The organism is Acetobacter garciniae (assembly GCF_017377735.1).
In the GTDB taxonomy this organism is placed as follows: Bacteria; Pseudomonadota; Alphaproteobacteria; order Acetobacterales; family Acetobacteraceae; genus Acetobacter; species Acetobacter garciniae.
In genome coordinates, this window is sequence record NZ_JAFVMH010000002.1 from 13,649 (window position 1) to 38,284 (window position 24,636).

Consider the following 24,636-nt stretch of genomic DNA (forward strand, 5'->3'; position numbering starts at 1 on the left):
CTTTCACCCATCAGGCGCCTTGCGTTCAGAACAGGCAGGAACATGGTTTCGCAACGTCCGGTTATTGGCATCACCCTCGATCTGGAAGAAGGGGGTGCGCAGCAGTATTCCCGCTTCGCCTGGTGCGCCCTGCGCGAAAACTATCTGTCCGCCGTCGCCAGTGCGGGGGGCCTGCCTGTGGCCCTTCCGCTTTTTCCCCAGCTTGGGGCGGACTACATGGCCCATGTGGACGGGCTGCTGATAACCGGTGGCGCGTTCGACATAGATCCTGCCCTGTATGGCGAGAGCGAACAGCACCCGAGCGTGAGCCTGCGCCCCCGCCGCACCCGGGCCGAAAGCGCGTACCTGGCCGCAAGCCTTGCACGCAATATTCCCGTGCTGGGCATTTGCGGGGGCATGCAGCTTATGGCCGTGGCCCTGGGTGGCACGCTGATCCAGCATATTCCCGATGAAAACCCCACCGCCCTGCCGCATGAACAGCCCAACCCCCGAAACGAAGCCAGTCACGCCGTTGACATCGTGCCCCATACCCAGCTAGCCGGGCTGGTGGATGGGCGGGCGCGGATTGCCGTGAACTCCGCCCATCATCAGGCCGTGCGCACGCCCGGGCGGGGACGGATCAACGCCGTGGCGGAAGACGGGGTGATCGAGGGAATAGAAGATCCCGCGCACCGTTTTTTCCTTGGGGTGCAATGGCACCCGGAATTTGGCATAGACCCCGCTGACAGGGCCCTGTTCCGGGCTTTCGTCAAGGCAGCAGGAGAACAGGGGTGACCCAGGACACACGCGGAGAACGCATTGCGAAATGGCTGGCACGATCGGGTGTCGCCAGCCGGCGCGACGCCGAACGCATGATAGAAGAAGGGCGTGTGCGCCTGAACGGGCACCCCGTCACCCACCCCGCCACCTTTGTGGGGGAAGGGGATATCGTGCTCGTGGACAACCAGCCCGTATCCGCCCCCGAACGCACCCGCCTGTGGCGCTACCACAAGCCCGACGGGCTGGTGACCACCCACCGCGACCCCGAAGGCCGCCCGACGGTGTTCGGCTCCCTGCCCGAAGGCATGCCGCGCGTGATCAGCGTGGGGCGGCTGGACCTGAATAGCGAAGGGCTTTTGCTGCTGACCAACGATGGCGAGCTGGCGCGCAAGCTCGAACTGCCTTCCAACGGCTGGCTGCGGCGCTACCGCGTGCGCGTGTTCGGTGTGGTGGACGAGCAGCGGCTGGCAAGCCTGGCCCAGGGCTGTGTTTTCGAAGGCGTGCGCTACGGCCCCATTACCGCCGCCCTCGATTCCCGCAAGGGCGACAATGCGTGGCTGACCGTGTCGCTGCGTGAAGGCAAGAACCGCGAGATCCGCAAGGTCATGACCGGGCTGAACCTGCATGTCAGCCGCCTGATCCGCACCAGCTACGGGCCGTTCCAGCTTGGCACGCTGCTGCGCCGCGAGCTGGAGGAAGTTCCGCCCCGTATCCTGCGCGACCAGTTGCCAAAGGGCGAAACCCCGCCAGCAGGATCGCGATCGCGCTGATGGTGCGGATCATCGCGGGAACCCGCAAGGGTCGCGTGCTGGCCACCCCCGAAGGCCCGGCCACGCGCCCCACGGCCGACCGGGTGCGCCAGGCGCTGTTCGACATGCTGGCCCACGCGCCCTGGGGCGGTGCGGGCCTTCTGGCCGGGGCGCATGTGCTCGACGCGTTCGCGGGCACGGGGGCGCTGGGGCTGGAAGCCCTGTCACGCGGGGCGGAACATGCCACTTTTTTTGAAACCGCCCGCCCGGCCCTGGCCGCCCTGCGCGCCAATATCCGTGCCTGCGGGTGGGAAGACCGCTGCACCGTGATCGCGCGCGATGTCACCACCCCGCCCCGCATCAAGGCGGAGCAGGCCCCCGCAAGCCTGGTCTTTGTGGACCCGCCCTATAACCAGACCCTGCCCGCATGCGCCATAACCGCGCTGAAGGCCGCAGGCTGGATTGCCCCTGACGCCACGATCGTGATCGAAACCGGCCGGGACGAACCCCTGCCCTTTGCCCAACCCACCCCCGACACACCTGCCCCGCCGGAAGACCCGCGCTGGCTGGCGGAAAGGCAGCACGGGGCGGCGCGCCTTTCCATCTGGCGGCTGTAAAGATCGCTTAAAACAACCTGTTGATAAATAAAGATAAACGTTTTTGGTAAAGCTTTTTCCAAAAAGCTTTGAAGGAGGTCACCTTTTTGAAAAAAGGCGACACCCCAAAAACGTTCATTCCCTGACAGGACAATGCGGGGGCCGACTTTTTAACCCCCTGCAAGGCAGGAAGATTCCCGCTTAGATATGGTGGCGATGGGCAAGCTGCGCTACAAGGGCGGATTGGAACAGAAGCGGATCAAGAAGGCGGAATCGCACATGGCTGGAAGCGTGAACAAAGTCATCCTCGTGGGCAATCTGGGCAAGGACCCCGAAGTGCGCACCAGCCAGAGCGGTGCGAAGATCGTCTCCTTCCCGCTGGCCACTAGCGATACCTGGAACGACCGGGCCTCGGGCGAGCGACGCGAACGCACGGAATGGCACCGCGTGGTGCTGTTCAACGAACGCCTGGCCGACGTGGCCGAACGCTTTTTGCGCAAGGGCCGCAAGGTCTATCTGGAAGGCTCGCTGCAAACCCGCAAATGGACGGACCAGGGTGGGCAGGAACGCTTTACCACCGAAGTCATCATCGACCGGTTCCGTGGTGAACTGGTGCTGCTGGACAGCCGCAACGCCAGCGAAGGCGATGGTGGCGGCTTTGGCGGCGGGGCCAGCGGCGGTTCAGGTGGCAGCAGCTACGGCGGCTACAACAGTGGCAGCGGCGGTGGCGATTACGGCGCACCGTCCGCGGCACCGTCCCGCGCGAACCCGCCCCAGCGTGGGGGTGGTGCGCCGTCTGGCGGGTGGGATGCATCGGGCAGCAGCGACCTGGACGACGAAATTCCGTTCTAAGCTCCATCGCCGCCCGGCATGTCCCCCGGGTGCTGCGTATTCCCCTTGCCACAGACCGGGCGGCTCACGCCCTTGCGAATCGGTCGGGACAGACAGCCGGGATTCCGGCTTGGGCCATTGTTTTCTCGTGTCCTGAATGCTCAAAATGCCCGGCGGCACGATGCGGCACGACGAGAGGAGAATGAATGATGCCCGTCGCTCCCCCCACCACCCGCGCCGATCCTGCCCGGGCGGAGACGTCCCGCCCAGGTGCTGGCCGCGTCAATGGCGCCAGTCCGGTCAAGCCGCCGGCCAAGGCGAAGGCAAGCCCGCCCAAGCCCGGCGCAGCGCGTGCAAGTGTGCGTGGCGCAGGCACCCGCCCGGCAGCATCCCGGACCGGGAACGGCCACGATACCGCCAGACAGGACGCGACCAGACATGACGGGACGGGGCAGGATGCCCCCAAGCCCGGCCTGCGCGAACGCAAGCAGGCCCGCGCCCATGACACGCTGATTGCCGAGGCCATGCGGCTGTTTTCCGCCCAAGGCTACGACCAGACGACGGTGGACGAAATTGCCGAGGCCGCGGAAATTTCGCGTCGCACCCTGTTCCGCCTGTTCCAGACAAAGGGCGATATCGTCCTGGCCTGGACACGGGGCATGACCCAGACCCTGACGGAAGCACTGGCCGCCTGCCCCAGGGACATGCCCCCGGCCGATGCGATGATGCACGCCTTTACGTCCCTGGTGCCGCGCATTGCCGCCAACCGGCGCGATACCTATGCCTGGGTGTATCTGATCGAGAAAACGCCGTCGCTGCAAAGCGTGAGCTTGCAGAAATACGCCACATGGGAAAACGGCCTGACCGAAGGGCTGCTGACACGCATTGTCGAGCGCAAGAACCGCAGGAACGCGGCCCGGCTGATGGCCCGGGGCGGCATTGCCATTTTCCGCACCGCACTGGACGAATGGATCAGGCTGAAGGGGCGGCCCGCTCTGGTGCCGCTTTTGCAAAAAACCTACGCCTTGCAGGCATCCCTCTGGCCCACGCCACAGGACGGGGAACCGGACAACGCCGAACCTGTAACCCCAAGGGGACGTAAAACAACTGCCAGATAGACCGGGTTTTGCAAAACCGGCTTGGCGGTCCAGTCGAAAGTCGGCCCACACGGGCAAGGTGAAAAGCCGACTTCAAAAATAGTCGGCAAAGTCTTGAAAGTTTTTGGTGAAGCTTTTTTCAAAAAGCTTCAAAGACCATCCCTTTTTTGAAAAAAGGCGATACCCAAAAACTTTTATGCTTTTATCAGGTCGTTTTTAAACGCGCCTAAGGCACGAGCCCGCCAGCCCCATGGACAAGGCCGGCGGGTGCAGCTTCAGTCCAGCCGGACGGAGGGGCGCACGAACACGTCCAGCCAGTCCACAAGGCAGGACATCAGCCCCCGGAACGTGCCGTAAAGTTCAAACTGGTGCTGGCGATAAAGCATCAGATGCACCATGCGTGCGCTGATGCCGCGCAGCCAGCCGCCACCGAACACCTTGCCGCCCGGGAACGTGCCCCAGCCGTTATAGTCCCCCAGCGCCACGACAGCACCCTTGTTGTGGAACTTGAAGGCAGGCAAAGGCCGCCCCGCAAGCCAGCCGGGAATGGTACGCGCCAGATGATGGGCCTGCTGGCGGGCCGCCTGCGCGGTGGGGGCCACGGGGCTTTCGGCAATGAACGCGCAATCCCCCATGGCGAAGATATTGTCATCTTCCAGCAGTTGCAGGGTGGGACGCACTTCAAGCTGGCCGGAACGCGAAAGCTTGATCCCCGCAAAATTCCTGGTTACGTCCGGGGCTTTCACACCCGCGGCCCACACCCGCAACGTCGCGCGAACACGCGTGCCGCCCTTGAGCATGAAGCCGTCCTGGTCCGCCCCGCTGACCATGGCAGAGGTCTGGACATCCACGCCGATGGCTTCAAGCTGCCTGGCGGCGGCGGCGGAGACCGCTTCGGGGAAGGCGGGCAGGATACGCGGCCCCGCTTCGAGAAGGGTGATCTTCAGCTTTGGCGGCTTTTTGCCAAAACTGTAGAGGGATGCAAGATCAAGGGCCTTGTGCAGTTCGGCGGCAAGCTGCGTGCCCGTGGCACCCCCGCCCACGATGGCAATATCCAGTTCCTCGTTATTGCCGAACGCCTTGAGCAGTTCCATGCGGAAGCGGTCGTTGAACCCGTTGGCTTCGACAAGGTTGTCGATAAACAGGCAATGTTCGGCCACACCGGGTGTTCCGAAGTCATTGGCGCGGCTGCCAATGGACAGGACCAGCGCGTCATATTCCAACTGGCGTTCGTCCAGTACGACCTCGCCGCTCGAATCGATGACCGGAGCCAGCGTGATGGTCTTGGCCGTGCGGTCCATGCCAGCGATCTCGCCCGGCCAGAATTCGAAATGATGGCGGCTGGCCTGTGACAGAAAGCTGATACGGTCGTTCTCGTTCGCCGCCGTGCCCGCCGCGAAACAATGCAGCATGGGCTTCCAGACATGGGCAAAGCTCTTGTCCACCAGCGTAATTTCCGCACGACCCGACTTGCCGACGGAATTGCCCAGCCGGGTGGCCAGGGCAAGACCCGCAACACCACCGCCCACGATCACGATCCGAAATTTCTGTGCCATCCCTCTATTCCCTCCAACCCTGCCGCGCACCATCCCGCCCCAGAAGGCAATTATGGGGCAAGCCGGGAAAAACCCTTTTCCATACGTGACACATTCAAAATAACCCAAGGCCCACAGGCCTGATGCCTGCGGGCCGCCGCCGCAGGCGGGGGCAGGCCGGACGAACCAACCCACCCCGCCCGCGGCCAGGGCTTGCGCGGCCTTAGCGGATCAGAAGAAGCCCAGCTTCTTTTCGCTATAGCTGACCAGCATGTTTTTGGTCTGCTGGTAATGTTCAAGCACCATCCTGTGGGTTTCACGCCCGATGCCCGACTTCTTGTAACCGCCAAAGGCCGCATGGGCCGGATAGACGTGATAGCAGTTGACCCATACGCGGCCCGCTTCAAGCCCACGGCCCATGCGGTAGCAGGTATTGGCGTTACGGCTCCACACGCCCGACCCCAGGCCGAACGGCGTGTCGTTGGCGATGGCCAGCGCTTCTTCCTCGGTCTTGAAGGTCGTGACTGCCAGAACGGGGCCAAAAATCTCTTCCTGGAAGATACGCATCTTGTTGTTGCCCTTGAACACGGTCGGCTGCACGTAGCACCCCTTGTTCAGGTCCGCGCCAAGATCGGGACGGCCGCCGCCGGTCAGCAACTGGGCCCCTTCTTCCTTGCCGATATCGATATAGGACAGGATTTTTTCCTGATGCCCGTGCGAATTCTGCGCACCCATCATGGTGTTGGGGTCCAGCGGGTTCCCCTGGCGGATAGCCTTGATACGGGGCAGGGCGCGTTCGATGAATTTTTCATAAATCGATTCATGAACCAGCGCGCGGCTGGGGCACGAACAGATCTGCCCCTGGTTGAGGGCGAACATGGTGAACCCTTCGATCGCCTTGTCCAGATAGTCGTCATCATGGTCCATGACATCGGCGAAGAAGATGTTGGGGGACTTGCCACCCAGTTCCAGCGTTGCGGGAATCAGGTTTTCGGCCGCCGCATGCGCGATCATCTTGCCGGTGGGGGTGGAACCGGTAAACGCCACCTTGGCAATACGCGGGCTGGTGGACAGGGCGGCCCCCACGTCGCGACCCAGGCCGTTGACGATATTGAGCGTGCCCGGCGGGAACAGGTCCCCGATCAGTTCCATCAGCACCAGAATGCTGGCCGGCGTGGTTTCAGCCGGTTTCATGACCACGCAGTTGCCCGCGACCAGGGCCGGGGCCAGCTTCCACGACCCCATGAGCAGCGGGAAATTCCACGGAATGATCTGGGCCACAACGCCCAGGGGCTCATGGAAATGATAGGCGATGGTGGTGTCGTTGATCTCGCTCAGCGTGCCTTCCTGCGCGCGGATGCAACCTGCGAAATACCGGAAATGATCGATGGCCAGCGGGATATCGGCCGTGAGCGTTTCGCGGATGGGCTTGCCGTTGTCCCATGTTTCCGCCCGGGCCAGCAGATCGAGATTCTGCTCCATCTTGTCAGCGGCTTTAAGCAGGATCAGCGCGCGATCGGCAGGCGCCATATGGCCCCATGCGGTCTTGGCCTTGTGCGCAGCATCAAGCGCAAGCTCCACATCCGCAGCGGTGGAGGCCGGGACTTCGCACAAAACGCGCCCGTCCACGGGGGAGGTATTGGTCAGGTAATGACCTTCGACCGGGGCCACCCATTTTCCACCGATGTAGTTGCCATAACGGGATTTAAACGGCGGGGGCGCCGAAATGCTCTCTGACGACATGGGTATATTCCTTCAAGGACAAGACTTTTCGCACCCGGTGGTCCTTATGGGCGCTCCGTACGGAGCCCAATGGGGCCTGCCGCGATCAGACACATTCGGTCGCATCGCAAAAACCCGGCACGGTGCAGTAAAAAACTCGGCAAGACGTGCAGGCGTTCTGTCTTTTCCGTCCGCCGGTCGGGCGCATGCAGCCCCCTTCCCGGATCGCAATTCCTGATCGTGTACATCACGCGGACATGATCTCCTTAAAGATCGGGCAGAACCTGCCTGACACCCCGGCGCAACCCCGGGCCTGTCTATGTCCACCGATATATAGTGATGCCCGGAACGACAAGCGGGGCGATGGTAACGTAAGCGTGATATTTGCATCAGGTGCCACAAGGACACGCCTATATATCTTTTAATATCAATTGCTTGTTCTCTTGTGCGAAATAGGACTTATTTAGGTCTTTATACAAATCACACGCCCTTCACGCCCGCAGGCGGGCTGCAAAATGCGGCGCATTTTCCAAAGGCCGAGCCCGAAAATGACACTAAGTGTCATTTTTTCGGGACTCCGCGTACTGCTTTGATACCCGGCCCGCATAATAAATGGGGCTTGTGAAAGTACTTTCCGAATGAACAGGCTTTTCGCGAGAGAACCGACAAGTCTCTTCCCCGCCGCCGTGGACACACGCAGCAGGACCGACCGGCGCGACAAAGCCTGTCATTTCCCTGTACACGTCAGATAGGAGCGCTCCATCCGCCAGCAGGCATGTCTTATCTTTGTAAATAGCGGGCAGTGACCCGATGCCGGGGTGGCATGGCGGCACAGGATGAGCAGACCCGACAGGCCGGATTGCTCCAGCCTTGACCGCCCCCTCCCCCCAAGCGCGACCCATGCCACCGACAGGCGGCTGCACCTTTGCCTGCATTTGGGAACAGGACCGTACAGGCAACCCGGAGCAGGCCCCGCCCAGTGCCCGGGCCGGATCGTCCCCCTAAGCCACAGAGCCGGCCCGTACCACGTGCCCAGACGGGAGGAGCCCGCGCCCCGGCCGGACGACCGCAGCCCGATCACCACCCGCCCCCACCGTAACTCTGCTTGTGCCCAGACCTGACCTGACCTGAGCGTGGGCCAGCAACCCGCCTGGGGGAAAGCCGTTGTGTGCTTTTCCCCTGCGCGCCGATACGGGCTGTCCCTGCGGGTCAGGCCGGTAGGCGGGGCTTTATTACTCATCGCGTATAGGAGTTTTTCTTTGTGTTGATTATACGAGTGTTTACCTTCCTTTCCGGCTTGCGCATAAATTTCTTGGCGGACGGACATGTTGCCGCTATAAGCCGCGTCATTCTTTCAAGGCAGAGCCTCTGTCATTGGAAAGGCTGACGATACACATGATTACCCTACCGCCAGATTATCGCCCGTCCGAAGACGAAGAGTTCATGAGCCCTCTTCAGACGGAATATTTCCGGCAGAAACTGCTCAAATGGCGCGCCGATCTGCTGAAGGAAGCGGGGGATACCCTGGCCAGCCTGTCAGAAGGTGGCATTCATGAAGCCGATATCACGGACCGTGCGAGTGTCGAAACCGACCGCGCCCTTGAACTGCGCACCCGCGATCGGGCCCGCAAGCTGATCGGCAAGATCAACCTGGCCCTGCAGCGCATTGAAAACGGCACATACGGCTACTGCGAGGAAACGGGTGAGCCCATCGGCCTGAAGCGGCTGGAAGCCCGGCCGATCGCGACCCTTTCCATCGAGGCGCAGGAACAGCACGAGCGCATGGAAAAAACCCACCGGGACGATTAATTTTCGTTTTTTTTGATCCCGGCAGACTTGCGGCGCAACGCGTGAACCGCTAGAACGCCCGGCAGACGGCGCTGCTGTAGCTCAGTGGTAGAGCACTCCCTTGGTAAGGGAGAGGTCGACAGTTCAATCCTGTCCAGCAGCACCATGATTTTACACGGCTTTTCCAACCTGATCCCTGTCAGGTTCCATGCCCCGAAAGGCCGAGGCCGTCTTTTTCCCCATTTTTCTTCTTCCCGCCTGTCAGCAAGCCCCTGTCGCGGGCAGGCTGGCAGGCCTGGCAAATCCCTGGCCCGTTCGGCCCCGGTAGAGATCGCCTCAAAACAACCTATTGATAAAGAGTGATAAAAAGTTTTTGGGTGTCGCCTTTTTTCAAAAAGATGACGATCCTTGACGCCGTTTGGAACACTCGCTTAGCCTTCCCCACATCAGGGACGCGGCGTATTTTCGCCTGAGAGCGGGATGGAGAAGTGGGCGACGGGGTTGGCGTGGAGTTTTCACGCCTGATCAGGGCCGCCAGACCGACCCGATCGACTTTTGAAGCACACGCTCAGGAAAGCACCCGGGACCAGCGTATTTGCCCTAAAGGGAGCAAGCCACGCCCGCGACAGGCATGGCTTGCAGGGATAGGTTGAACGGCGCCGGTTTCAGGCCGGGTCGTGGCTCAGCGCCCCGTGCCGTCGTGGTCATTCCCGTGGCCGCCGCCCCGGGCGCCACCGTGCTGCCCGCCAGCGCCACCGCCGGGCCTGCCGGACTGGCCACCCTGCGGGCCCCGTTGGCCACCGCCCATGCCACCTCCTTGCCCGCCGGGACCACCCCCACCGGGGCCCATGCCCTGGCCGCCGCGACCGCCTTCGCGATTCCCGCCCGGCCCGCCGCCTTGGCCGCCGCCCTGCCCGCCACCGGGGCCACCGCCCGGCCCACGATCATTGCCGCGGCCGTCATTCGGCCCACCATGGTTACCACCCGGCCCACGATCCCCGCCACCCGGACCCCCACCGGGACCACCGCCGCCCCGATAGCCACCGCCACCGTAACCGCCGCCGTAACCGCCACCACCGCCGTAATAGCCGTAGTCACCCCCATAGCCGGGACCGCCGTAACCCGGACCGCCATAGCCGGGGCCACCATAGCCCGGCCCGCCACACGGGCCGTAGGGGCGGGGGGCGCAGCCCGCAACGAGCAGGAGCGCGCTCAGGGCGGATGCAGCGCTCAGGCTTGCAACAATACGTTTCATGGCAGTCTCTCTTTTACGCTCGGGCAGGCACTGAAAACAGGCAGGCTCAGGGGGTCTGGAAGGCCTGGGCTTACTCCGCCGCTTTCACCAGCACATGATGTTTACGGCCAGCAGAAAGCCTGATGGCCCCGTCGACCATATCCTGCATGCAAATCAGGCGGTTTTCATCCTCTATCGCGACATTATTGAGGCGTGCCCCACCGCCACGCACCAGACGGCGGGCTTCGCCATTGCTTTTGGCCAGCCCAGCCTCCACCAGCAGGCGGAAGGCCGGAATGCCCTCCGCCAGAACCGGGCCGGGCAGCATATGCACGGGCAGGTCGGCGGCGGTCACGCGGCCTTCCTCAAAGGTCTGGCGCGCGGCCTCGGCGGCGGCAAGGGCTGCCTCGCGCCCGTGGCACAGGGCCGTGGCCTCGGTCGCCAGAACCTTCTTGGCCTCGTTGATGCCCGCGCCTTCCAGCGCTTCCAGGCTTGCGCATTCCTCCAGCGACAGATCAGTGAACAGGCGCAGGAAACGGCCCACATCCGCGTCTTCCGTGTTGCGCCAGAACTGCCAGTATTCGAATACCGGCAGATGGGCCGCGGACAGCCAGACAGCGCCATTGGCCGTCTTGCCCATTTTCGCCCCCGACGCCGTGGTCAGCAGCGGGGTTGTCAGCCCCATGACGGATTTCTGGTCGGTCCGGCGCACCAGTTCCACGCCGGAAATGATATTGCCCCACTGGTCGGACCCGCCAAGCTGCAACACTGCACCATGCGTGCGGCTGAGTTCGCGGAAGTCGTAGGACTGGAGAATGGAGTAATTGAACTCCAGAAAGGTCAGGCCCTGTTCGCGGTCGAGCCGGCTTTTGACGGAGTCGAAGGCCAGCATGCGGTTGATGGAAAAATGCACCCCAACGTCGCGCAGCAGGTCGATATAGGACAGCCGGTCCAGCCAGTCGGCATTGTTGACCAGCACCGCTTCAGACGCGCCGTCGCCAAAGCTTAAGAACTGGCGCAGGCAGCCTTCGATCCCGGCCAGGTTGGTGCGGATGACGTCCTCGGTCATCAGCCTGCGGGCTTCCTCGCGGAAGGAAGGATCGCCGATCCGCGCCGTGCCCCCGCCCACAAGGGCGATGGGGCGGTGGCCGTGCTTTTGCAGCAGCCGCAGCATCATGATCTGGATCAGGCTGCCCACATGCAGGCTGTCGGCCGTGGGGTCGAAGCCGATATAGGCGGTGACGGATGTCCGGTCCATGAGGGCATCGAGCGCTTCCGCATCCGTGCACTGGAAAATAAAGCCGCGGGCTGCGGCCTCACGCATGAACGAACTCCGAAATCCAGTCTCAGCCATTATCCTGTCCCTAATCCTGGGGCCCGCCCTCCGGCCCGCATGGCGCGGGCGGCCCCTTTGGCACAGGCTCTAGCATGGGCAGGGCCGAACGGAACAGGGGGCGGCCCCGGAACGGCCCCAGATGAAGGGGAGAAAAACCGGAAAGCAGGCCGGACAGCGGACCGGAAAATGGACCGGAAAAGCAAGCCGGGGCGACAGCCCGAAACAGACCCGGACGAGCCCCCCGGTGCCTGACCCGGCCGGGCGGGTTCAGGCCGTGCCGCCCACCGTCAGGCCGGTCATTTTCAGCGTGGGCTGGCCCACGCCCACGGGCACGCCCTGCCCGGCCTTGCCGCATGTGCCAATGCCCGGATCAAGCTCCAGATTGCCCCCGATCATGGAGACCTGGGACATGGCCTCCGCCCCGCTGCCGATCAGGGTGGCACCCTTGACGGGCACGGTCACGCGGCCATCCTCGATCAGATAGGCCTCCGACGTTGCGAACACGAACTTGCCCGAGGTGATATCCACCTGCCCGCCGCCGAAATGCACGGCATACAGCCCGCGCTTGACCGAGCGGATCATCTCCTCCGTCGTGGCGTTGCCCGGCAGCATGATGGTGTTGGTCATGCGCGGCAGCGGCATATGCGCATAGGACTGGCGCCTGCCGTTGCCGGTGGGGGCAACCCCCATCAGCCGCGCGTTCAGCCTGTCCTGCAGGTAGCCTTGCAGAATGCCGTCTTCTATCAGCGTCGTGCGGCCTGTGGGCGTGCCTTCGTCATCCACCGTCAGGCTGCCACGGCGGTCGGGCAGGGTGCCGTCATCGATCACCGTCACCCCGGGGGAGGCCACGCGCGTGCCGATCCGCCCGGCAAAGACGGACGTGCCCTTGCGGTTGAAGTCGCCTTCCAGCCCGTGGCCCACGGCCTCGTGCAGCAGAATGCCGGGCCAGCCGGCCCCCAGCACCACCTCCATCTCGCCCGCAGGGGCGGCCTGGGCCTGAAGTGCGACCTGGGCCTGGCGCAGCGCCTCGTCCACCGCACCCTGCCAGGTTTCCTCCCCCAGCAGGCGGTTGATCTCGTACCGCCCACCCAGCCCGTAGCTGCCGCTTTCGCGCTTGCCGTCCTGTTCCACCACCACGGACACGTTCAGCCGCACCAGCGGGCGCAGATCCGCCGTGCGGCCGCCATCGGCCCGGATGATCTGCACCGCCTGCCATTCCCCCGAAAGCGAGGCCATGACCTGCACCACCCGGCTGTCCTTGCCGCGGGCATAGGCGTCGATGGCGCTCAGCAGGCCCGAACGGGCGGCAAAATCCGTGTCACCCAGCGGGTTGGCCGCCGTATACAGCCGCTGGTTGGTCGCACGCGGCGGGGCCGCCATCTGGCCCGAACGCCCCGCCCGCACAGCCCCCACGGCATCGACCGCACGCAGGAGGGAGGCACGGCTCAGCTCGTCCGAATGGGCGAAACCCGTTTCCTCCCCCAGCACCGCGCGCAGGCCGAAGCCCGAACTGGTGTTGAAGGACGCCGCGCGGATAACCCCGTCGTCGAGCGAGAGGGACTCGCTTTCGCGGTATTCCAGGAACAGCTCGCCGTCTTCCATGCCCTCAAGGGCGGTGCGGGTCAGTTTCTGCGCGTCATCACGGCCGAGTGTCGCATCGGGGCGGTCGAAAAAAAGCTGGTCCGTGGCGGCCAGCGCCCCCAACTGCGCGGGAGAGGAAGACATGGGCAAAACCCTTCATCTGAAAACCATGGCGGCACCCCGTACCGGTGCCTGAAGACTAGCATGTCCCAAGGGGCGGGGCATCCATGAACCGACCGGAACCTGCCCCTAAGGGCAAGCGCCCCGACCCGCCCGACCCGCACGCCCGACCGGGCTGCCCGATATGCAAGCCGATGTGCCCCGGCACACCCGCGCTGCGTTCCCGGGTCGGGGCGTGCACGCTGCGAACCTGCCTGTCAGATACCCGGCAGTTCGTTGACTGTCACGACCCGCCACCCCGCGTCGAGCCGTTCGAGAATGGTCAGCGACAGGTTCTGGACGGAGAAATGCAGTGCCGTTTCGGCATGGATGCGCAGGGCATGGGCCAGGGCGGCGCGGATCACGCCACCATGGCTGACAGCCACGATATCCTGCCCGGCATTTTCCGCCGCCAGCCTGTCCAGCAGGCGGCCTACGCGGGCGCAGACATCGATCATGCTTTCGCCCTCGGGCGGGCATTCCGTCGCCCCCACGGCCCAGAACGGGTGCGGCGGCAGGTTCAGGTGGCCGGTCAACTGGCTGTAATCGAGCCCCTGCCACAGGCCCAGATTCTGCTCGATCAGGTCGGGTTCGGTCACCAGATCGTGCGGGCCGTACCCTGCTTCCTCTATGGCGCGGGCCGTCTCGCGCGTGCGTGACAGGGGGCTGACCAGCCAGCGCGCGGGGCGGGGCAGGCGGGCCGCCAGGGCACGGTACATGGGCCGCTGCGCGATCAGGCTGTCGGGGCAGAGCGGAACATCCATGCAGCCGTACAGGCACATGCGGGCGTTTTCTTCCACCAGGGCGTGGCGGATCAGCCAGAAGCGCGTAATGCCGGGGGCAAGCTTGGGACCGTCCAGAAAATGCCCCTGCGATGGCACCATGGGCAGGGACGGTGCGCGACGGGCAGGTGCTGTCGGGGCAGATGTGGAAGAAACAGGAACCGGAACGAGAGAAGACTGTTCATTCATGTGCCTGTTTTGGTGCGCGCGGCGCGCCAGCGCAAGAGCGGAACCGCGAAAAGCAGATGTGAACACCCCTCCAACCCCACCGCCGCCCCATCCCGGGCCCGGCTTTGCCGCATGGCGGCCAGCCCCGCCATTCCCGCCTCTGGACGACCCTGCCGGGCTGCGTCACTCTGCCATCACCCTATGCGAAGGAGACCACAAGACATGGACGAGCAAGCCAAGAAAACCGCGCTGCGCATGATCCCCTATGGGCTGTACATTCTCAGCGCCGGCACGCTGGAGACCGAAATTGCCGCGGCAACTGTCAACTGGGTCACGCAGACCAGCTTCGCCCCCCCGCTGCTGGCCCTGGGCATCAAGACGGACTCGCATGTCTATGCGGCAGCGCGCGACAGCGGGGATCTGGTGCTCAACATCCTGGGCAAGGGGCAGGGCGGGCTGGCGTTCTCGTTCTTCAAACCTGCGACCTATGCCGATGGCAAGCTTTCGGGCGAGGCCATTACATGGGCCGCCAACGGCGCACCCATTCTGGCCAGCGCGCCCGCCGCGATCGAACTGAAGGTGCGCAAGATCGTGGAACTGGGCGACCACCACACCTTTATTGCCGAGGTCACATCAGTCCATCTCAACCAGCAGATCGAAGGCCGCCCGGATGAAGCCGTGCTGCACATGAAAGACCTGGGCGAAAAGGTTTTCTACGGCGGATGAACGGCAGGCACGGGGCGTGAGCTGGATCGAACGCCTGGGCCTGTCCGTGCCCCTTGTCCAGGCCCCCATGGCGGGCGTGTCCACACCGGCCCTTGCTGCGGCGGTCTGCAACGCGGGAGCACTGGGCTCGATCGGCGTGGGCGCGACCGATGCCGCCGGGGCCCGCGCCATGATCGCCGCCGTGCGGGAGAGCACGCGTTCAGCCTTTAACGTCAACCTGTTCGTGCACACGCCCCCCGTGGCCGACCCCGTGCTGGAGGCCGCATGGCTGGCGTGGCTCGCCCCCAGTTTTGCCGCCTTCGGGGCAGCGCCGCCGCAAACCCTGCGGTCGCCCTATACAAGCTTTGCCGACGATCCGGCCATGCTGGACATGCTGCTGCATACGAGGCCGCCAGTCGTCAGCTTTCATTTCGGCCTGCCCGCCGCACCCGTCGTTACCGCCCTCAAACAGGCGGGCATTCTCCTGCTCGCCACCGCCACCAGCCTTGATGAGGCCCGCATGGCGCAGGCCGCGGGAATGGATGCCATCGTGGCGCAGGGGATCGAAGCCGGGGGCCACCGGGGCGTGTTCGACCCGCGGGGCCCAGATGACGCGTTGGGAACGCTGGCCCTTGTCCGCCTGCTGGTTCGGCAATGCGCCTGTCCCGTCATTGCGGCGGGCGGGATCATGGACGGGGCGGGTATTGCCGCGGCGCTGGACCTGGGGGCGATAGCCGCCCAACTGGGCACCGCCTTCATTCCCTGCCCCGAATCCGCGGCCGATGCCGCCTATCGGCAGGCGCTGGCAGGGCCGGGGGCGTTCCATACGCGCCTGACCCGGCTTGTTTCCGGGCGGCCCGCGCGCTGCCTGGCCAATCGTTTCACCGCATTGGCGGAACAGGCCCCCCCGACCCCGCCCGATTACCCCATCGCGTACGATGCGGGAAAAGCGCTGAACGCCGCAGCGAAGGCGCGGGGGGAACACGGTTTTGGCGCGCAGTGGGCCGGACAGGGCGCACCACTTGCACGCGCCATGCCCGCCGCCGAACTGGTGGCAACCCTGAACAGGGAAATCCACGAGGCCCGCACGCCTGCTTTGTAGCCGGGATATATCCGCTTAAAACAGGCAAGTTTTCGGGTGTCGCCTTTTTTTCAAAAGGTGGCGGTCCTTGAAGCTTTTTGAAAAAAGCTTCACCAAAAACTTTTCTCCTTATTTATCAGGGATCAGAAGGTCGTTGTCACGTTCAGGCCGGTTACGACGGCGTGGCGGGTGGAACGGTTACTGTCGCTGTTCTCCGACACGCCACCCACATGCAGGAAATACTGGAAATCCGGCTGCACGATCAGCCACGGCGTGACCGCCGCCTGATAGGTCAGTTCCACATGATGTTCGGGAAGCAGCATGCCCGTAGTACTCGTGCCCAGGCGTATGGCATCCCGCGCGTGCTGGAGCGCGCGCCGCCCGTAAAAACCCGCCCCCCAGGCAATACCGATCGTATCGTCCGGCCGCCCGGGCAGAAGTTCGTCGAAGGTGAAGCCGCTCTGCACTTCCAGCGCGACAAGATTGCGCGTGCCGTCATTCACCGTCGCGCGGGTGAAGAAGTTGATGGTCTTGCCCGAGTCTTTTTCCCTGCGCCAGATCGTCTGGTCCAGCACGGCATAGGCCAGCCAGTTGCCATGGTGGTAGAACGGCGTGCCCGTACTCTGCGGATTGGCCAGCAGCCCCCCCCGGTTGTCGAACCGCTGGTCGGGAAAACGGCCGGTATCGTACAACGCGCCGAATTTCCATGTGCCGGGCAGGGCTGGCGCATCCTTTCCCGCAAGGCGGCGGGCCGCATCCAGCCAGACCTGCACTTCGCCAATGAACAGCGTGCCCCCGCTGGTGGAAAACGTCGTGCCCGAGGGGTCGCGCTGGGCGGGGTCGATATCGCTGTAGAACGGGCCGCGCGTGGGGTTGTCATCGGTGATCGCGCCCATCAGCACCACGGGGGCGACCGGTGTCCATTTGACGCGCCCGCCCACGGCGGAATACGGCCAGGACGGACCGCCCGAATAAAGGTTGCTCGATGTGGAAAGCGGCCAGCCAAAGCTGGCGTTCAGGAAAAAGGACGCGTTCTGGCTGACAAGGAATTCCGTATCCAGGTCGATGGAGCCCACGCGCACATCAAGCCGGTCGTGCAGGAAGCTCTGCCCGTACCACAGTTCGAACAGGCGGGTGGACCGCCCCGCGTCATACCCGCTGACGGGGTTGAGCGAGCCCAGGCGTTCGTCCGTGAACGACCGACCCCGGATCTGCAATGCGCTGATATTGAAAAGCCCGCCCTTCCACCCGAAGGCCGCCTTGCTGTCGATGGTAAGGGCGACCGCCGTCATGCCGTCATAGGTCGGGCCGGGATGGGTGCCGCCTGCCAGCAGGCCCCATAATTCCTCCACGTCCTGGATGGTCACGCTTACGCCCTTGCTGGCAAGCCAGGGCCGTACACCGCCCGCATTGCCCAGTAACTGCGTGCTGGCATCCTGGGGTGGGGGCACAAAAACCGGCGCGGGCACCGGAAGCGGCACGCCCGAGGGCAGGATATCGGTGGCAAGCGGCACGCTTGCGGCAATGGCGCCCGGGCAGGCCGCCATGGCGGCAACCAGGGTAAGGGCGGCTGCCACATGGCGAAAGGCCAGGGCAGACGACCTTACCATTTCAAGACCCGTTAAAAGACGTGGCGGAAGATGAAAAACAATACCCCACTGATAAGCATGGCTGCCGGCAGTGTGACGATCCAGGCCATGGCCATGGTGCGCAGGGTGCGCCATTGCAGGCCGGACCCCGCTCCCGCCATGGTTCCGGCGACACCGCTGGACAGGATATGGGTTGTGGACACCGGCATACCATATCCTTCCGCCAGGCCGATAGTGCCCATGGCCACGATCTCGGCCGAGGCACCTTGCGCATAGTTCAGGTGGGTCTTGCCGATCTTCTCGCCCACCGTCACCACAATGCGCTTCCAGCCCACCATGGTGCCCATGCCCAGCGCCAGCGCCACCGCGATCTTGACCCAAGTGGGAATGAAGCGCGTGCCCGCGTTAAGCCGTTCCATGAATGCCTTGAGCGTGGTGCTTTCCTCGGCCGTGAAGGCGGTGGTCTTGCCCAGCGCGCGGATCGCGTCCGATACCAGGTACATGTCGGTGCGCACGTTGGGCACCTGGGCCGCCGGAATGGCGTTGAGCGAGCGATACCCCTTGACCGATGCCGCGATATCGTCCGACAGCACGGCTAGCGCGCCATAGACAGGTTCGGCCGCCACCTGCTTGTCGCGCAGCGCGTTCGTCACCAGCGTGCGGGCATCGGCCACGCTCAGCGCATCGGGGGCGGCGTCATGCGCGCGGAAAAGGCTTGCCGCCTGCCCGGCCGACTGCACGAAGCCCGGCATGGCCGATTCCGGCATGGCGCGGTTGAGCGCATAGGCCGTGGGGGCCGCACCGATCAGGATAAGCATGATCAGCCCCATGCCCTTCTGCCCGTCATTGCCGCCGTGGAAGTAGGACACACCCGTGCAGGTGCCGATCAGAAGGCCCCGAATCCACAGCGGGGGCGGCTTGTGGCCCTCCGGCGCTTCGAACAGGGTGCGGTTGCGCACCAGCACCCGGAACAGCACGAACAGCACGAGCGAGAGAACGAAGCCGCAGACCGGGCTGAACAGCAGCGCGCTAAACACCTTCTGCACCTGGGACCAGTCAACGCCGTATGTGGCGGCCCCGGCGGGCGCCATCAACTGGTTGGCAATGCCCACCCCCATGATGGAGCCGATCAGCGCGTGGGAGGAACTGTTGGGAATACCCATGGCCCATGTGGCCAGGTTCCACACGATGGCGGCAATCAGCAGCGCGAAGATCATGGCATGCCCGGCACTGCTGCCCACCTGGAGAATAAGCTCCACGGGCAGCAGCGTGACTACGCTATAGGCCACCGCCCCGGAGGATACGAGCACACCCAGCAGGTTCCACAGCCCGGACCACACCACCGCGACAAGCGGGGGCAGGCTGTTGGTGTAGATGACGGTGGCCACCGCATTTGCCGTATCGTGAAAGCCGTTGACGAATTCGAACCCCAGCGCGATCAGCAGCGCCAGTGCCAGCAGCACGAACGCCCCCACGGCCAGGCCGTGTTCGTCAGCAGCCCGCAGGTCGGCCACGACGCTGTAGCCGACAAAGGCCAGGGCCCCTGCAATGACAGCAAGAAAAAACAGTTTGAACGCGGGCGTTGCACCGGCGTTCATGCGCGGGCGCAGGACATGGGTCCGCGCAGCAATGGATTCCGACAAGGCTTTCCCCTTTGCCATGACTTGGGCACTGGGGCGAAATTCGACTGTATAAAAATTTTTATAAAGTTACATTACAATGAAATACTCCGCAGCGCGGGCGTATTGCCGCCATGTGCTTGAATAACAGCCCAAAACACCGTGTATGAATTTTCGGCGTCTGGATGCGCAGGCGCAGCACAGCATGCATCCGTGGCCCGATGTCAGAGAGCGATGTCAGAGAGCCAGGCCAAAGCGCGGGCCGATCCAGGTCATGGCCACATAAAGCCCCAGCGTCACGCCGCAGCCCGCCGCCAGCGTGGGCCAGAACCCCAAGCCGTGCCGCAGCAGCACGGGCATGAGCACGAACATGGGCAACGAAGGCAGGACGTACCAGAAGGTCGCATTCATATGCGCGGCCATATTGGCGACATCGGGCCTTTCGTTCCAAAGCCATATCATGCCCAGCACGGATACCAGCGGCAGCGACGCAATCAGCGCCCCCAGACCGGGAAAACGCTTTGCCAGGGTCGATGCGAGCGCGATCAGCACACCCGAAATAGCGGCTTTGATCATCAGATGCAGCATGGCCATGGTGTACGCCTTCTTCCGCCCCATGAACAGTGCTGCACGAAAAGCACGCCGCGCGCCACATGGACTGCCCCCGACCGCCCCCGACCACACGAACGGCAAAGCAGCAAGCCGACGGGGGCGTGCGCAGCCATGGTTTACGGGGCGGGCGGGTTGCGTAATAAGGGCGCTCCCGTTCCTGTCCGCCCTTCTGCCCCGAGGCCCCATGATCCGTCTTGATAACATCAGCAAGCATAACGGCCACCGCGTGATTTTTATCGAGGCGTCGGCATCCCTGCAAAAAGGGGAAAAGATCGGGCTGGTCGGGCCGAACGGTGCGGGAAAGACCACCCTGTTCCGGCTGATCACCGGCCAGGAAGACCCCGATGAAGGCCATGTCCTGACCGATCGGGGTGTGAGTATCGGCTTTTTCAACCAGGACGTGGGGGAAATGGCCGGGCGCAGTGCCGTGGCCGAAGTCATGGACGGGGCCGGACCTGTGGCCGAAATCGGCGCGGAACTGGCGGAGCTTGAAGCCGCCATGGCCGACCCCGACCGGTTCGACGAACTGGATACCATTCTCGAACGCTTTGGCGAGGTGCAGGCCCGCTTCGAGGAACTGGGCGGTTACGCGCTGGATGGCCGCGCGCGTGAGGTGCTGCACGGGCTGGGCTTCAGCCAGGCGATGATGGATGGCGATGTGGGGCTTTTGTCCGGCGGGTGGAAAATGCGCGTGGCCCTGGCCCGTATCCTGCTGATGAAACCCGATGTCATGCTGCTGGACGAACCGAGCAACCATCTGGACCTGGAAAGCCTGATCTGGCTGGAACAGTTCCTGGCCGGGTATGATGGCGCGTTGCTGATGACATCGCACGACCGGGCCTTCATGAACCGGATCATCAACAAGGTGATCGAGATCGATGGCGGCGCGCTGACCAGTTTTTCGGGCGATTACGAATTTTACGAACAGCAGCGCGCCCTGAACGAAAAGCAGCAGCAGGCCCAGTTCGACCGGCAGCAGGCCATGCTGGCCAAGGAAGTCGCCTTTATCGAACGGTTCAAGGCCCGGGCGTCGCATGCCGCACAGGTGCAGAGCCGGGTGAAGAAACTGGACAAGATCGACCGGGTCGAACCACCCAAGCGGCGTCAGGCCATGTCTTTCACCTTCCCGCCAGTGCCGCGTTCGGGCGATGCGGTCGTCAACCTGCGTGGCGTAGACAAGCGTTATGGCGAGCGCGTGATCTACCAGGGACTGGACCTGCTGATCCGCCGGCAGGAACGCTGCTGCGTGCTGGGCGTGAACGGTGCGGGCAAATCCACCCTGCTGAAACTGGTGACGGGCACCACCACACCGGACGCGGGCACCGTCACGCTGGGCGGCAGTGTAAAGATGGGCTATTTCGCCCAGCACGCTATGGACCTGCTCGATGGCGATCGCACGATTTTCGAGACCCTGAACGACGCCTTTCCGCTGGCGGCCCAGGGATCGCTGCGCACGCTGGCGGGTGGTTTCGGATTTTCGGGGGACGATGTCGAAAAAACCTGCCGCGTGCTATCGGGTGGTGAAAAGGCCCGGCTGGTCATGGCGCTGATGCTGTACGATCCGCCGAATTTCCTGGTGCTGGACGAACCGACAAACCACCTGGATATCGCAACCAAGGAAATGCTGATTGCCGCCCTGGCGGATTACGAAGGCACCATGCTGTTCGTCTCCCACGACCGGCATTTCCTGGCCGCCCTGTCCAACCGCGTGCTGGAACTGACCCCAGGCGGCCTCCACCGCTACGACGGCGGCTACACCGAATACGTAGCCGGCACCGGCCGCGAAGCCCCAGGCCTGCACGAGTAAAAACCCATTCCCCGCCGGACCTGTCCAGACCGGCGGGCATTGCCTACTTTCACCTCATTTCGGACATCTGTGTGCGGTTAACGATTTTGCAAAACCGGACATGGGTGGAATCCAGTCGACCTGTTTTCCATCTGGTATCCGCACGCAGTTTTTGCTACATATTCAATACAGTTCGGAGTGTCGTAGCCACTGATCCGGACTTTTCCACAAAATCATGATCCTCCTAAAGAACGCTATGGCATAAGCCACGGCGTGGATTAACCTATGCGACACGCAAAGCCCGCCCTCACCGGCGGGCTTTTTTTGTGTCTGCATTTCAGGACACACCATGCCAGATACCAACCAGCATCCCGCTCTGACATTTGTCATGAGCGAACATCAGCTCGTCAGTGTTGTCAGACGCTACCTGCCGAGCCAGCAAACCATTAATCGGGCCGAAGGTCTGGCCACGATCGGCTTCGGGGCTGCGGAAATGGCCGGGGCGGCGGGCCTTCTGGTTGCTCCTGAACCGTTGCTCAGCAAAGTGGGCGGCATTGCGCTTGCCGCTCATGGCGTTGACATGATGGCCGCCGGACGGCGTGCATGGAACACCGGCAGACCGCCACAGACCCAGACCGAACGTGCGGTCCGAGCCGCGGCCCTGAAGGCGCATGCGCCTCCGGCTGTTGCCAATCTGGCAGGTGCGGCTGCGGACGCCCTGATCCCGGGCAGTCTGCTGCATGCAGCCGGGTCTTTCGCGGCCACTCGGGCCATTCGCGTGGCCTCAGCGGATGCAGGCCGACTGACCTTCCGGCATGCCGACATCACGACGGAGCACTTCCACCGGCCTTCGCCCTATACTCCTCAACCGCCAAGACCGCCCACCAACCAGAACCTTCTCCCACCCCATCGACAGAAGCGGTTCGATCTCAACCACCATGAGGCACCGCCACATAATCGCAAGGCGGGAGGGCATGTCTTGCTGAAGCACGTCGATCCAACCGACGAATATATCGAACGCCGGTTTACGAAGGAAAAACAGTCTGTTGTTTCATTCTTCACTTCGAAAGCAGAAGCCGAACATGCTATTCACAAAGTGCTTAGAGATAACTCCTATAAGATTGATACTTGGCTCACGAACGCCAGAAATGGAGATAAAGTCTTCCTTGAAGGATATACCTCTGGAAGGGGCACTGTCGTAATCGAGAGTGCCAATCGGCAGCGCAAGGCTGCACGGCGTATCCAAGTTACAATTATCAAAAAAGAACACAACGGGATGATTTACTATGTCCAAACTGTTAAACTTTACCAATGATGATATTCTCGACCTGTTTCCGCGTCTCACTAATCTGGGCGCCAGTTCGTTCGGCGAGGATGCGGATCTCTTTGGCGATACATTGGCAGAGGTTATTGAAGATGCGCCGCAGGGGCTTCGTCTGCCGTTCAAGTTACAAACAATCAACGAATTAAAGACTTTATTGGCTTGCAATGATGCGGAAATCGACCATGTAACTTTGATTTTGATCAGCATAAGTCCCACGGCGGATGTTGAAGAGCCACCGAACTGGGGCAGATTTCCAAGCTTGCGGGCATTCTGGTCCGCTGTCCTGCACGTTTTTGAAAACGACCCCGAAGTGCAGGCGGGAAGAGAGATTGACCCGATTACATAGGCGGGTCCGTTCGCCAACACCGAATACAGGCATGTCGGTTTTCATGTGTTGGCGTTCCAGAAGCAGACTTTCCATTTCCCCCCTCCAAAGCCGACAAAATGCGCCTCCCCGACTGAACACACTGGTGATGTAAAAAACTGGCCGCTTTTGCTTGTTCAGTTTCACGCGCAAGCCTGCCGGAAGCTTTTATCGTGCGGTTGTAAACCCGGGCCCCAGATTTTCGGCCCGCAATCAGGCGTTGAAGACAGCCTTGAGATGGCGTGGCACGACAAGGATATTGTCCTGTTTTTTCGACCACGCAAATGGCTCGACCGAGAACGTCTCTTTTTTCCGCCCGATCGCCAGCGGTGTATAGCCGGGTGGAAAAGATGCCATCAGGGCCTGCATGCTTCCAAAAGCCTGTTTGGTTATCGTATTCAGCTCCATGATCACGACAGGCTGATCCACGTTCAAAAGACCTGACAGCCCGCGCAGGACCTGGGGTTCATGGCCTTCGACATCCAGCTTGATCAAACCTGTTGGCTGCGCCCGCTGTTTTAGAACCTCGTCGCCACGCATTATCGGAAAATGCGGTGCGGCCGCCGCCTCCTGCGGGGAAAGGAAATGCCCGGTGCCGTAATTATCCGATTCCGGCACCATGAAGGGCAGTTCTCCGCCGTGCTCCCCCAGCCCGAGGGGATACAGTTCCACAGTCTCCAGCCCGTTCAGGCGAACATGCTCCTTCAGCCGGGCAAAGACCGGTGGATAGGGTTCGAACGCATGCACGCTGGCGAAAAGCCCTGATCCCACCAGCGTGAAAAGGCCCGTATTGGCCCCGATATCCACAAAGCCCCGCTGCCCCAGCCCCGGAATAACGGCGACACAAAACCGCATGGCCGCCGCAATGGCGGGTTCGTACATGCCCAGATAGTAAACGTGATTATCGATCAGATTATGCGCCAGACCCTGATAGAGGAAGCCCCCCACGCGGGTGCGATAGGCCAGAGGCGGCCCGTTGGAACACAGCATCTTGTTCAGCTTCAGGCGCAGCCCGTAGGGCAGCAACGGGGATTTCAGCATCGCCCTCAGAAACCGGTCCGACAGGCCGGGTTGCCGGTCAGCGCAGGGCACAACACTGGACGCGGCCCCGGCCTGATCTGGCCCCGACATGTCATGGCCCGCGCGATGTTCAGGTGTGGATGACATGAATGTTCAAACCTGCCTTGTTCTGCGCGGGCATTTTCCAACCCCCTTCTCG

Annotated in this window: 21 protein-coding genes and 1 tRNA gene; 13 read left to right on the forward strand and 9 right to left on the reverse strand. The window is 63.0% G+C overall.

The features are described 5' to 3' along the window. Nucleotides 1-42: 42 nt before the first annotated feature. From J2D77_RS04010 to J2D77_RS04030, 5 genes are all read left to right on the forward strand, one after another. Nucleotides 43-774, forward strand: coding sequence for a gamma-glutamyl-gamma-aminobutyrate hydrolase family protein (locus J2D77_RS04010; protein ID WP_207845043.1), 732 nt, complete (start codon nt 43-45; stop codon nt 772-774). Then, nucleotides 771-1,529 carry a pseudouridine synthase gene (locus J2D77_RS04015; RefSeq protein ID WP_207845044.1) on the forward strand — a complete coding sequence of 253 codons (759 nt, stop codon included), beginning with the start codon at nt 771-773 and terminating at the stop codon, nt 1,527-1,529. The genes J2D77_RS04010 and J2D77_RS04015 overlap by 4 nt, the downstream gene beginning before the upstream one ends. Continuing rightward, the gene (gene rsmD, locus J2D77_RS04020) at nt 1,529-2,125 is read left to right on the forward strand and encodes a 16S rRNA (guanine(966)-N(2))-methyltransferase RsmD (protein ID WP_207845045.1); all 597 of its coding nucleotides are present in this window, start codon (nt 1,529-1,531) and stop codon (nt 2,123-2,125) included. The genes J2D77_RS04015 and rsmD overlap by 1 nt, the downstream gene beginning before the upstream one ends. Nucleotides 2,126-2,383: 258 nt before the next feature. Further along, the gene (gene ssb, locus J2D77_RS04025; protein WP_207845627.1) at nt 2,384-2,956 is read left to right on the forward strand and encodes a single-stranded DNA-binding protein; all 573 of its coding nucleotides are present in this window, start codon (nt 2,384-2,386) and stop codon (nt 2,954-2,956) included. A 452-nt stretch (nt 2,957-3,408) separates the two neighbouring features. Further along, a complete protein-coding gene (locus tag J2D77_RS04030; RefSeq protein ID WP_407927087.1) occupies nt 3,409-4,053 on the forward strand; it encodes a TetR/AcrR family transcriptional regulator in 645 nt (214 codons plus the stop codon). Nucleotides 4,054-4,307: 254 nt separating this feature from the next. Here J2D77_RS04030 and J2D77_RS04035 read toward each other — a convergent pair whose 3' ends face one another. Together J2D77_RS04035 and J2D77_RS04040 are read right to left on the reverse strand one after the other, a co-directional pair. After that, nucleotides 4,308-5,588 carry an NAD(P)/FAD-dependent oxidoreductase gene (locus J2D77_RS04035; RefSeq protein WP_207845046.1) on the reverse strand — a complete coding sequence of 427 codons (1,281 nt, stop codon included), beginning with the start codon at nt 5,586-5,588 and terminating at the stop codon, nt 4,308-4,310. Nucleotides 5,589-5,798: 210 nt separating this feature from the next. Continuing rightward, nucleotides 5,799-7,310, reverse strand: coding sequence for an aldehyde dehydrogenase family protein (locus tag J2D77_RS04040; protein ID WP_207845047.1), 1,512 nt, complete (start codon nt 7,308-7,310; stop codon nt 5,799-5,801). A 1,374-nt stretch (nt 7,311-8,684) separates the two neighbouring features. Between J2D77_RS04040 and dksA the strand changes: the two genes are divergently transcribed. From dksA to J2D77_RS04055, 3 genes are all read left to right on the forward strand, one after another. After that, nucleotides 8,685-9,098, forward strand: coding sequence for an RNA polymerase-binding protein DksA (dksA, locus tag J2D77_RS04045; protein WP_207845048.1), 414 nt, complete (start codon nt 8,685-8,687; stop codon nt 9,096-9,098). Nucleotides 9,099-9,168: 70 nt separating this feature from the next. Next, nucleotides 9,169-9,243 (forward strand) — tRNA-Thr (locus J2D77_RS04050). A gap of 483 nt (nt 9,244-9,726) precedes the next feature. Further along, on the forward strand, nt 9,727-10,455 hold the full coding sequence (locus J2D77_RS04055) for a hypothetical protein (RefSeq protein WP_207845049.1): 729 nt from the start codon (nt 9,727-9,729) through the stop codon (nt 10,453-10,455). Here the strand turns inward: J2D77_RS04055 and tyrS are convergent. The 3 genes from tyrS to J2D77_RS04070 all read right to left on the reverse strand — a co-directional run bounded on the left by tyrS (nt 10,403) and on the right by J2D77_RS04070 (nt 14,271). After that, the gene (gene tyrS, locus J2D77_RS04060; protein WP_207845050.1) at nt 10,403-11,665 is read right to left on the reverse strand and encodes a tyrosine--tRNA ligase; all 1,263 of its coding nucleotides are present in this window, start codon (nt 11,663-11,665) and stop codon (nt 10,403-10,405) included. The two genes, J2D77_RS04055 and tyrS, sit on opposite strands and share 53 nt — an antisense overlap. 249 nt (nt 11,666-11,914) lie before the next feature. Next, a complete protein-coding gene (gene tldD, locus J2D77_RS04065) occupies nt 11,915-13,372 on the reverse strand; it encodes a metalloprotease TldD (RefSeq protein WP_207845051.1) in 1,458 nt (485 codons plus the stop codon). A gap of 233 nt (nt 13,373-13,605) precedes the next feature. Then, nucleotides 13,606-14,271: a histidine phosphatase family protein gene (locus tag J2D77_RS04070; RefSeq protein ID WP_207845629.1), complete on the reverse strand. Its 666-nt coding sequence runs from the start codon at nt 14,269-14,271 to the stop codon at nt 13,606-13,608. Nucleotides 14,272-14,559: 288 nt separating this feature from the next. On the opposite strand from J2D77_RS04070, the gene J2D77_RS04075 reads away from it, so the two are divergent. Both J2D77_RS04075 and J2D77_RS04080 read left to right on the forward strand, forming a co-directional pair. Beyond that, nucleotides 14,560-15,063: a flavin reductase family protein gene (locus J2D77_RS04075; protein WP_207845052.1), complete on the forward strand. Its 504-nt coding sequence runs from the start codon at nt 14,560-14,562 to the stop codon at nt 15,061-15,063. Nucleotides 15,064-15,079: 16 nt separating this feature from the next. Further along, nucleotides 15,080-16,144, forward strand: coding sequence for an NAD(P)H-dependent flavin oxidoreductase (locus J2D77_RS04080; protein ID WP_207845053.1), 1,065 nt, complete (start codon nt 15,080-15,082; stop codon nt 16,142-16,144). 122 nt (nt 16,145-16,266) lie between these two features. Here the strand turns inward: J2D77_RS04080 and J2D77_RS04085 are convergent, their stop codons facing one another. From J2D77_RS04085 to J2D77_RS04095, 3 genes are all read right to left on the reverse strand, one after another. Beyond that, a complete protein-coding gene (locus J2D77_RS04085; protein ID WP_207845054.1) occupies nt 16,267-17,733 on the reverse strand; it encodes a carbohydrate porin in 1,467 nt (488 codons plus the stop codon). A gap of 11 nt (nt 17,734-17,744) precedes the next feature. After that, nucleotides 17,745-19,355 (reverse strand): inorganic phosphate transporter, encoded by a 1,611-nt coding sequence (locus J2D77_RS04090; protein WP_407927077.1) that lies wholly within the window; start codon nt 19,353-19,355, stop codon nt 17,745-17,747. A 213-nt stretch (nt 19,356-19,568) separates the two neighbouring features. Further along, complete coding sequence (locus tag J2D77_RS04095) at nt 19,569-19,919, reverse strand: DUF3147 family protein (RefSeq protein WP_207845631.1); 351 nt, start codon at nt 19,917-19,919, stop codon at nt 19,569-19,571. Between the two features lie 208 nt (nt 19,920-20,127). Here J2D77_RS04095 and J2D77_RS04100 point away from each other — a divergent pair, with 208 nt between their 5' ends. The 3 genes from J2D77_RS04100 to J2D77_RS04115 all read left to right on the forward strand — a co-directional run bounded on the left by J2D77_RS04100 (nt 20,128) and on the right by J2D77_RS04115 (nt 23,399). Further along, a complete protein-coding gene (locus J2D77_RS04100) occupies nt 20,128-21,750 on the forward strand; it encodes an ABC-F family ATP-binding cassette domain-containing protein (RefSeq protein WP_207845055.1) in 1,623 nt (540 codons plus the stop codon). A gap of 328 nt (nt 21,751-22,078) precedes the next feature. Next, on the forward strand, nt 22,079-23,044 hold the full coding sequence (locus J2D77_RS04110; RefSeq protein WP_230975514.1) for an RNase A-like domain-containing protein: 966 nt from the start codon (nt 22,079-22,081) through the stop codon (nt 23,042-23,044). Then, entirely contained in the window at nt 23,016-23,399 is a 384-nt protein-coding gene (locus tag J2D77_RS04115; protein WP_207845057.1) for a hypothetical protein, read from the forward strand. Before J2D77_RS04110 ends, J2D77_RS04115 begins: the two co-directional genes overlap by 29 nt. A 231-nt stretch (nt 23,400-23,630) precedes the next feature. Here the strand turns inward: J2D77_RS04115 and J2D77_RS04120 are convergent, their stop codons facing one another. After that, entirely contained in the window at nt 23,631-24,584 is a 954-nt protein-coding gene (locus J2D77_RS04120; RefSeq protein WP_207845058.1) for an FkbM family methyltransferase, read from the reverse strand. Nucleotides 24,585-24,636 lie beyond the last annotated feature (52 nt).

What these genes read in the sequence shown, in the direction of transcription:
- J2D77_RS04115 (WP_207845057.1), top strand. Translation starts at nt 23,016, where the DNA reads ATGTCCAAACTGTTAAACTTTACCAATGATGATATTCTCGACCTGTTT.
- J2D77_RS04070 (WP_207845629.1), bottom strand. Translation starts at nt 14,271, where the DNA reads ATGGTGCCATCGCAGGGGCATTTTCTGGACGGTCCCAAGCTTGCCCCC.
- J2D77_RS04100 (WP_207845055.1), top strand. Translation starts at nt 20,128, where the DNA reads ATGATCCGTCTTGATAACATCAGCAAGCATAACGGCCACCGCGTGATT.
- J2D77_RS04040 (WP_207845047.1), bottom strand. Translation starts at nt 7,310, where the DNA reads ATGTCGTCAGAGAGCATTTCGGCGCCCCCGCCGTTTAAATCCCGTTAT.
- J2D77_RS04120 (WP_207845058.1), bottom strand. Translation starts at nt 24,584, where the DNA reads ATGTCATCCACACCTGAACATCGCGCGGGCCATGACATGTCGGGGCCA.
- J2D77_RS04085 (WP_207845054.1), bottom strand. Translation starts at nt 17,733, where the DNA reads ATGGTAAGGTCGTCTGCCCTGGCCTTTCGCCATGTGGCAGCCGCCCTT.
- J2D77_RS04075 (WP_207845052.1), top strand. Translation starts at nt 14,560, where the DNA reads ATGGACGAGCAAGCCAAGAAAACCGCGCTGCGCATGATCCCCTATGGG.
- tldD (WP_207845051.1), bottom strand. Translation starts at nt 13,372, where the DNA reads ATGTCTTCCTCTCCCGCGCAGTTGGGGGCGCTGGCCGCCACGGACCAG.
- tyrS (WP_207845050.1), bottom strand. Translation starts at nt 11,665, where the DNA reads ATGGCTGAGACTGGATTTCGGAGTTCGTTCATGCGTGAGGCCGCAGCC.
- J2D77_RS04110 (WP_230975514.1), top strand. Translation starts at nt 22,079, where the DNA reads ATGCCAGATACCAACCAGCATCCCGCTCTGACATTTGTCATGAGCGAA.
- dksA (WP_207845048.1), top strand. Translation starts at nt 8,685, where the DNA reads ATGATTACCCTACCGCCAGATTATCGCCCGTCCGAAGACGAAGAGTTC.
- J2D77_RS04010 (WP_207845043.1), top strand. Translation starts at nt 43, where the DNA reads ATGGTTTCGCAACGTCCGGTTATTGGCATCACCCTCGATCTGGAAGAA.
- ssb (WP_207845627.1), top strand. Translation starts at nt 2,384, where the DNA reads ATGGCTGGAAGCGTGAACAAAGTCATCCTCGTGGGCAATCTGGGCAAG.
- rsmD (WP_207845045.1), top strand. Translation starts at nt 1,529, where the DNA reads ATGGTGCGGATCATCGCGGGAACCCGCAAGGGTCGCGTGCTGGCCACC.
- J2D77_RS04035 (WP_207845046.1), bottom strand. Translation starts at nt 5,588, where the DNA reads ATGGCACAGAAATTTCGGATCGTGATCGTGGGCGGTGGTGTTGCGGGT.
- J2D77_RS04095 (WP_207845631.1), bottom strand. Translation starts at nt 19,919, where the DNA reads ATGCTGCATCTGATGATCAAAGCCGCTATTTCGGGTGTGCTGATCGCG.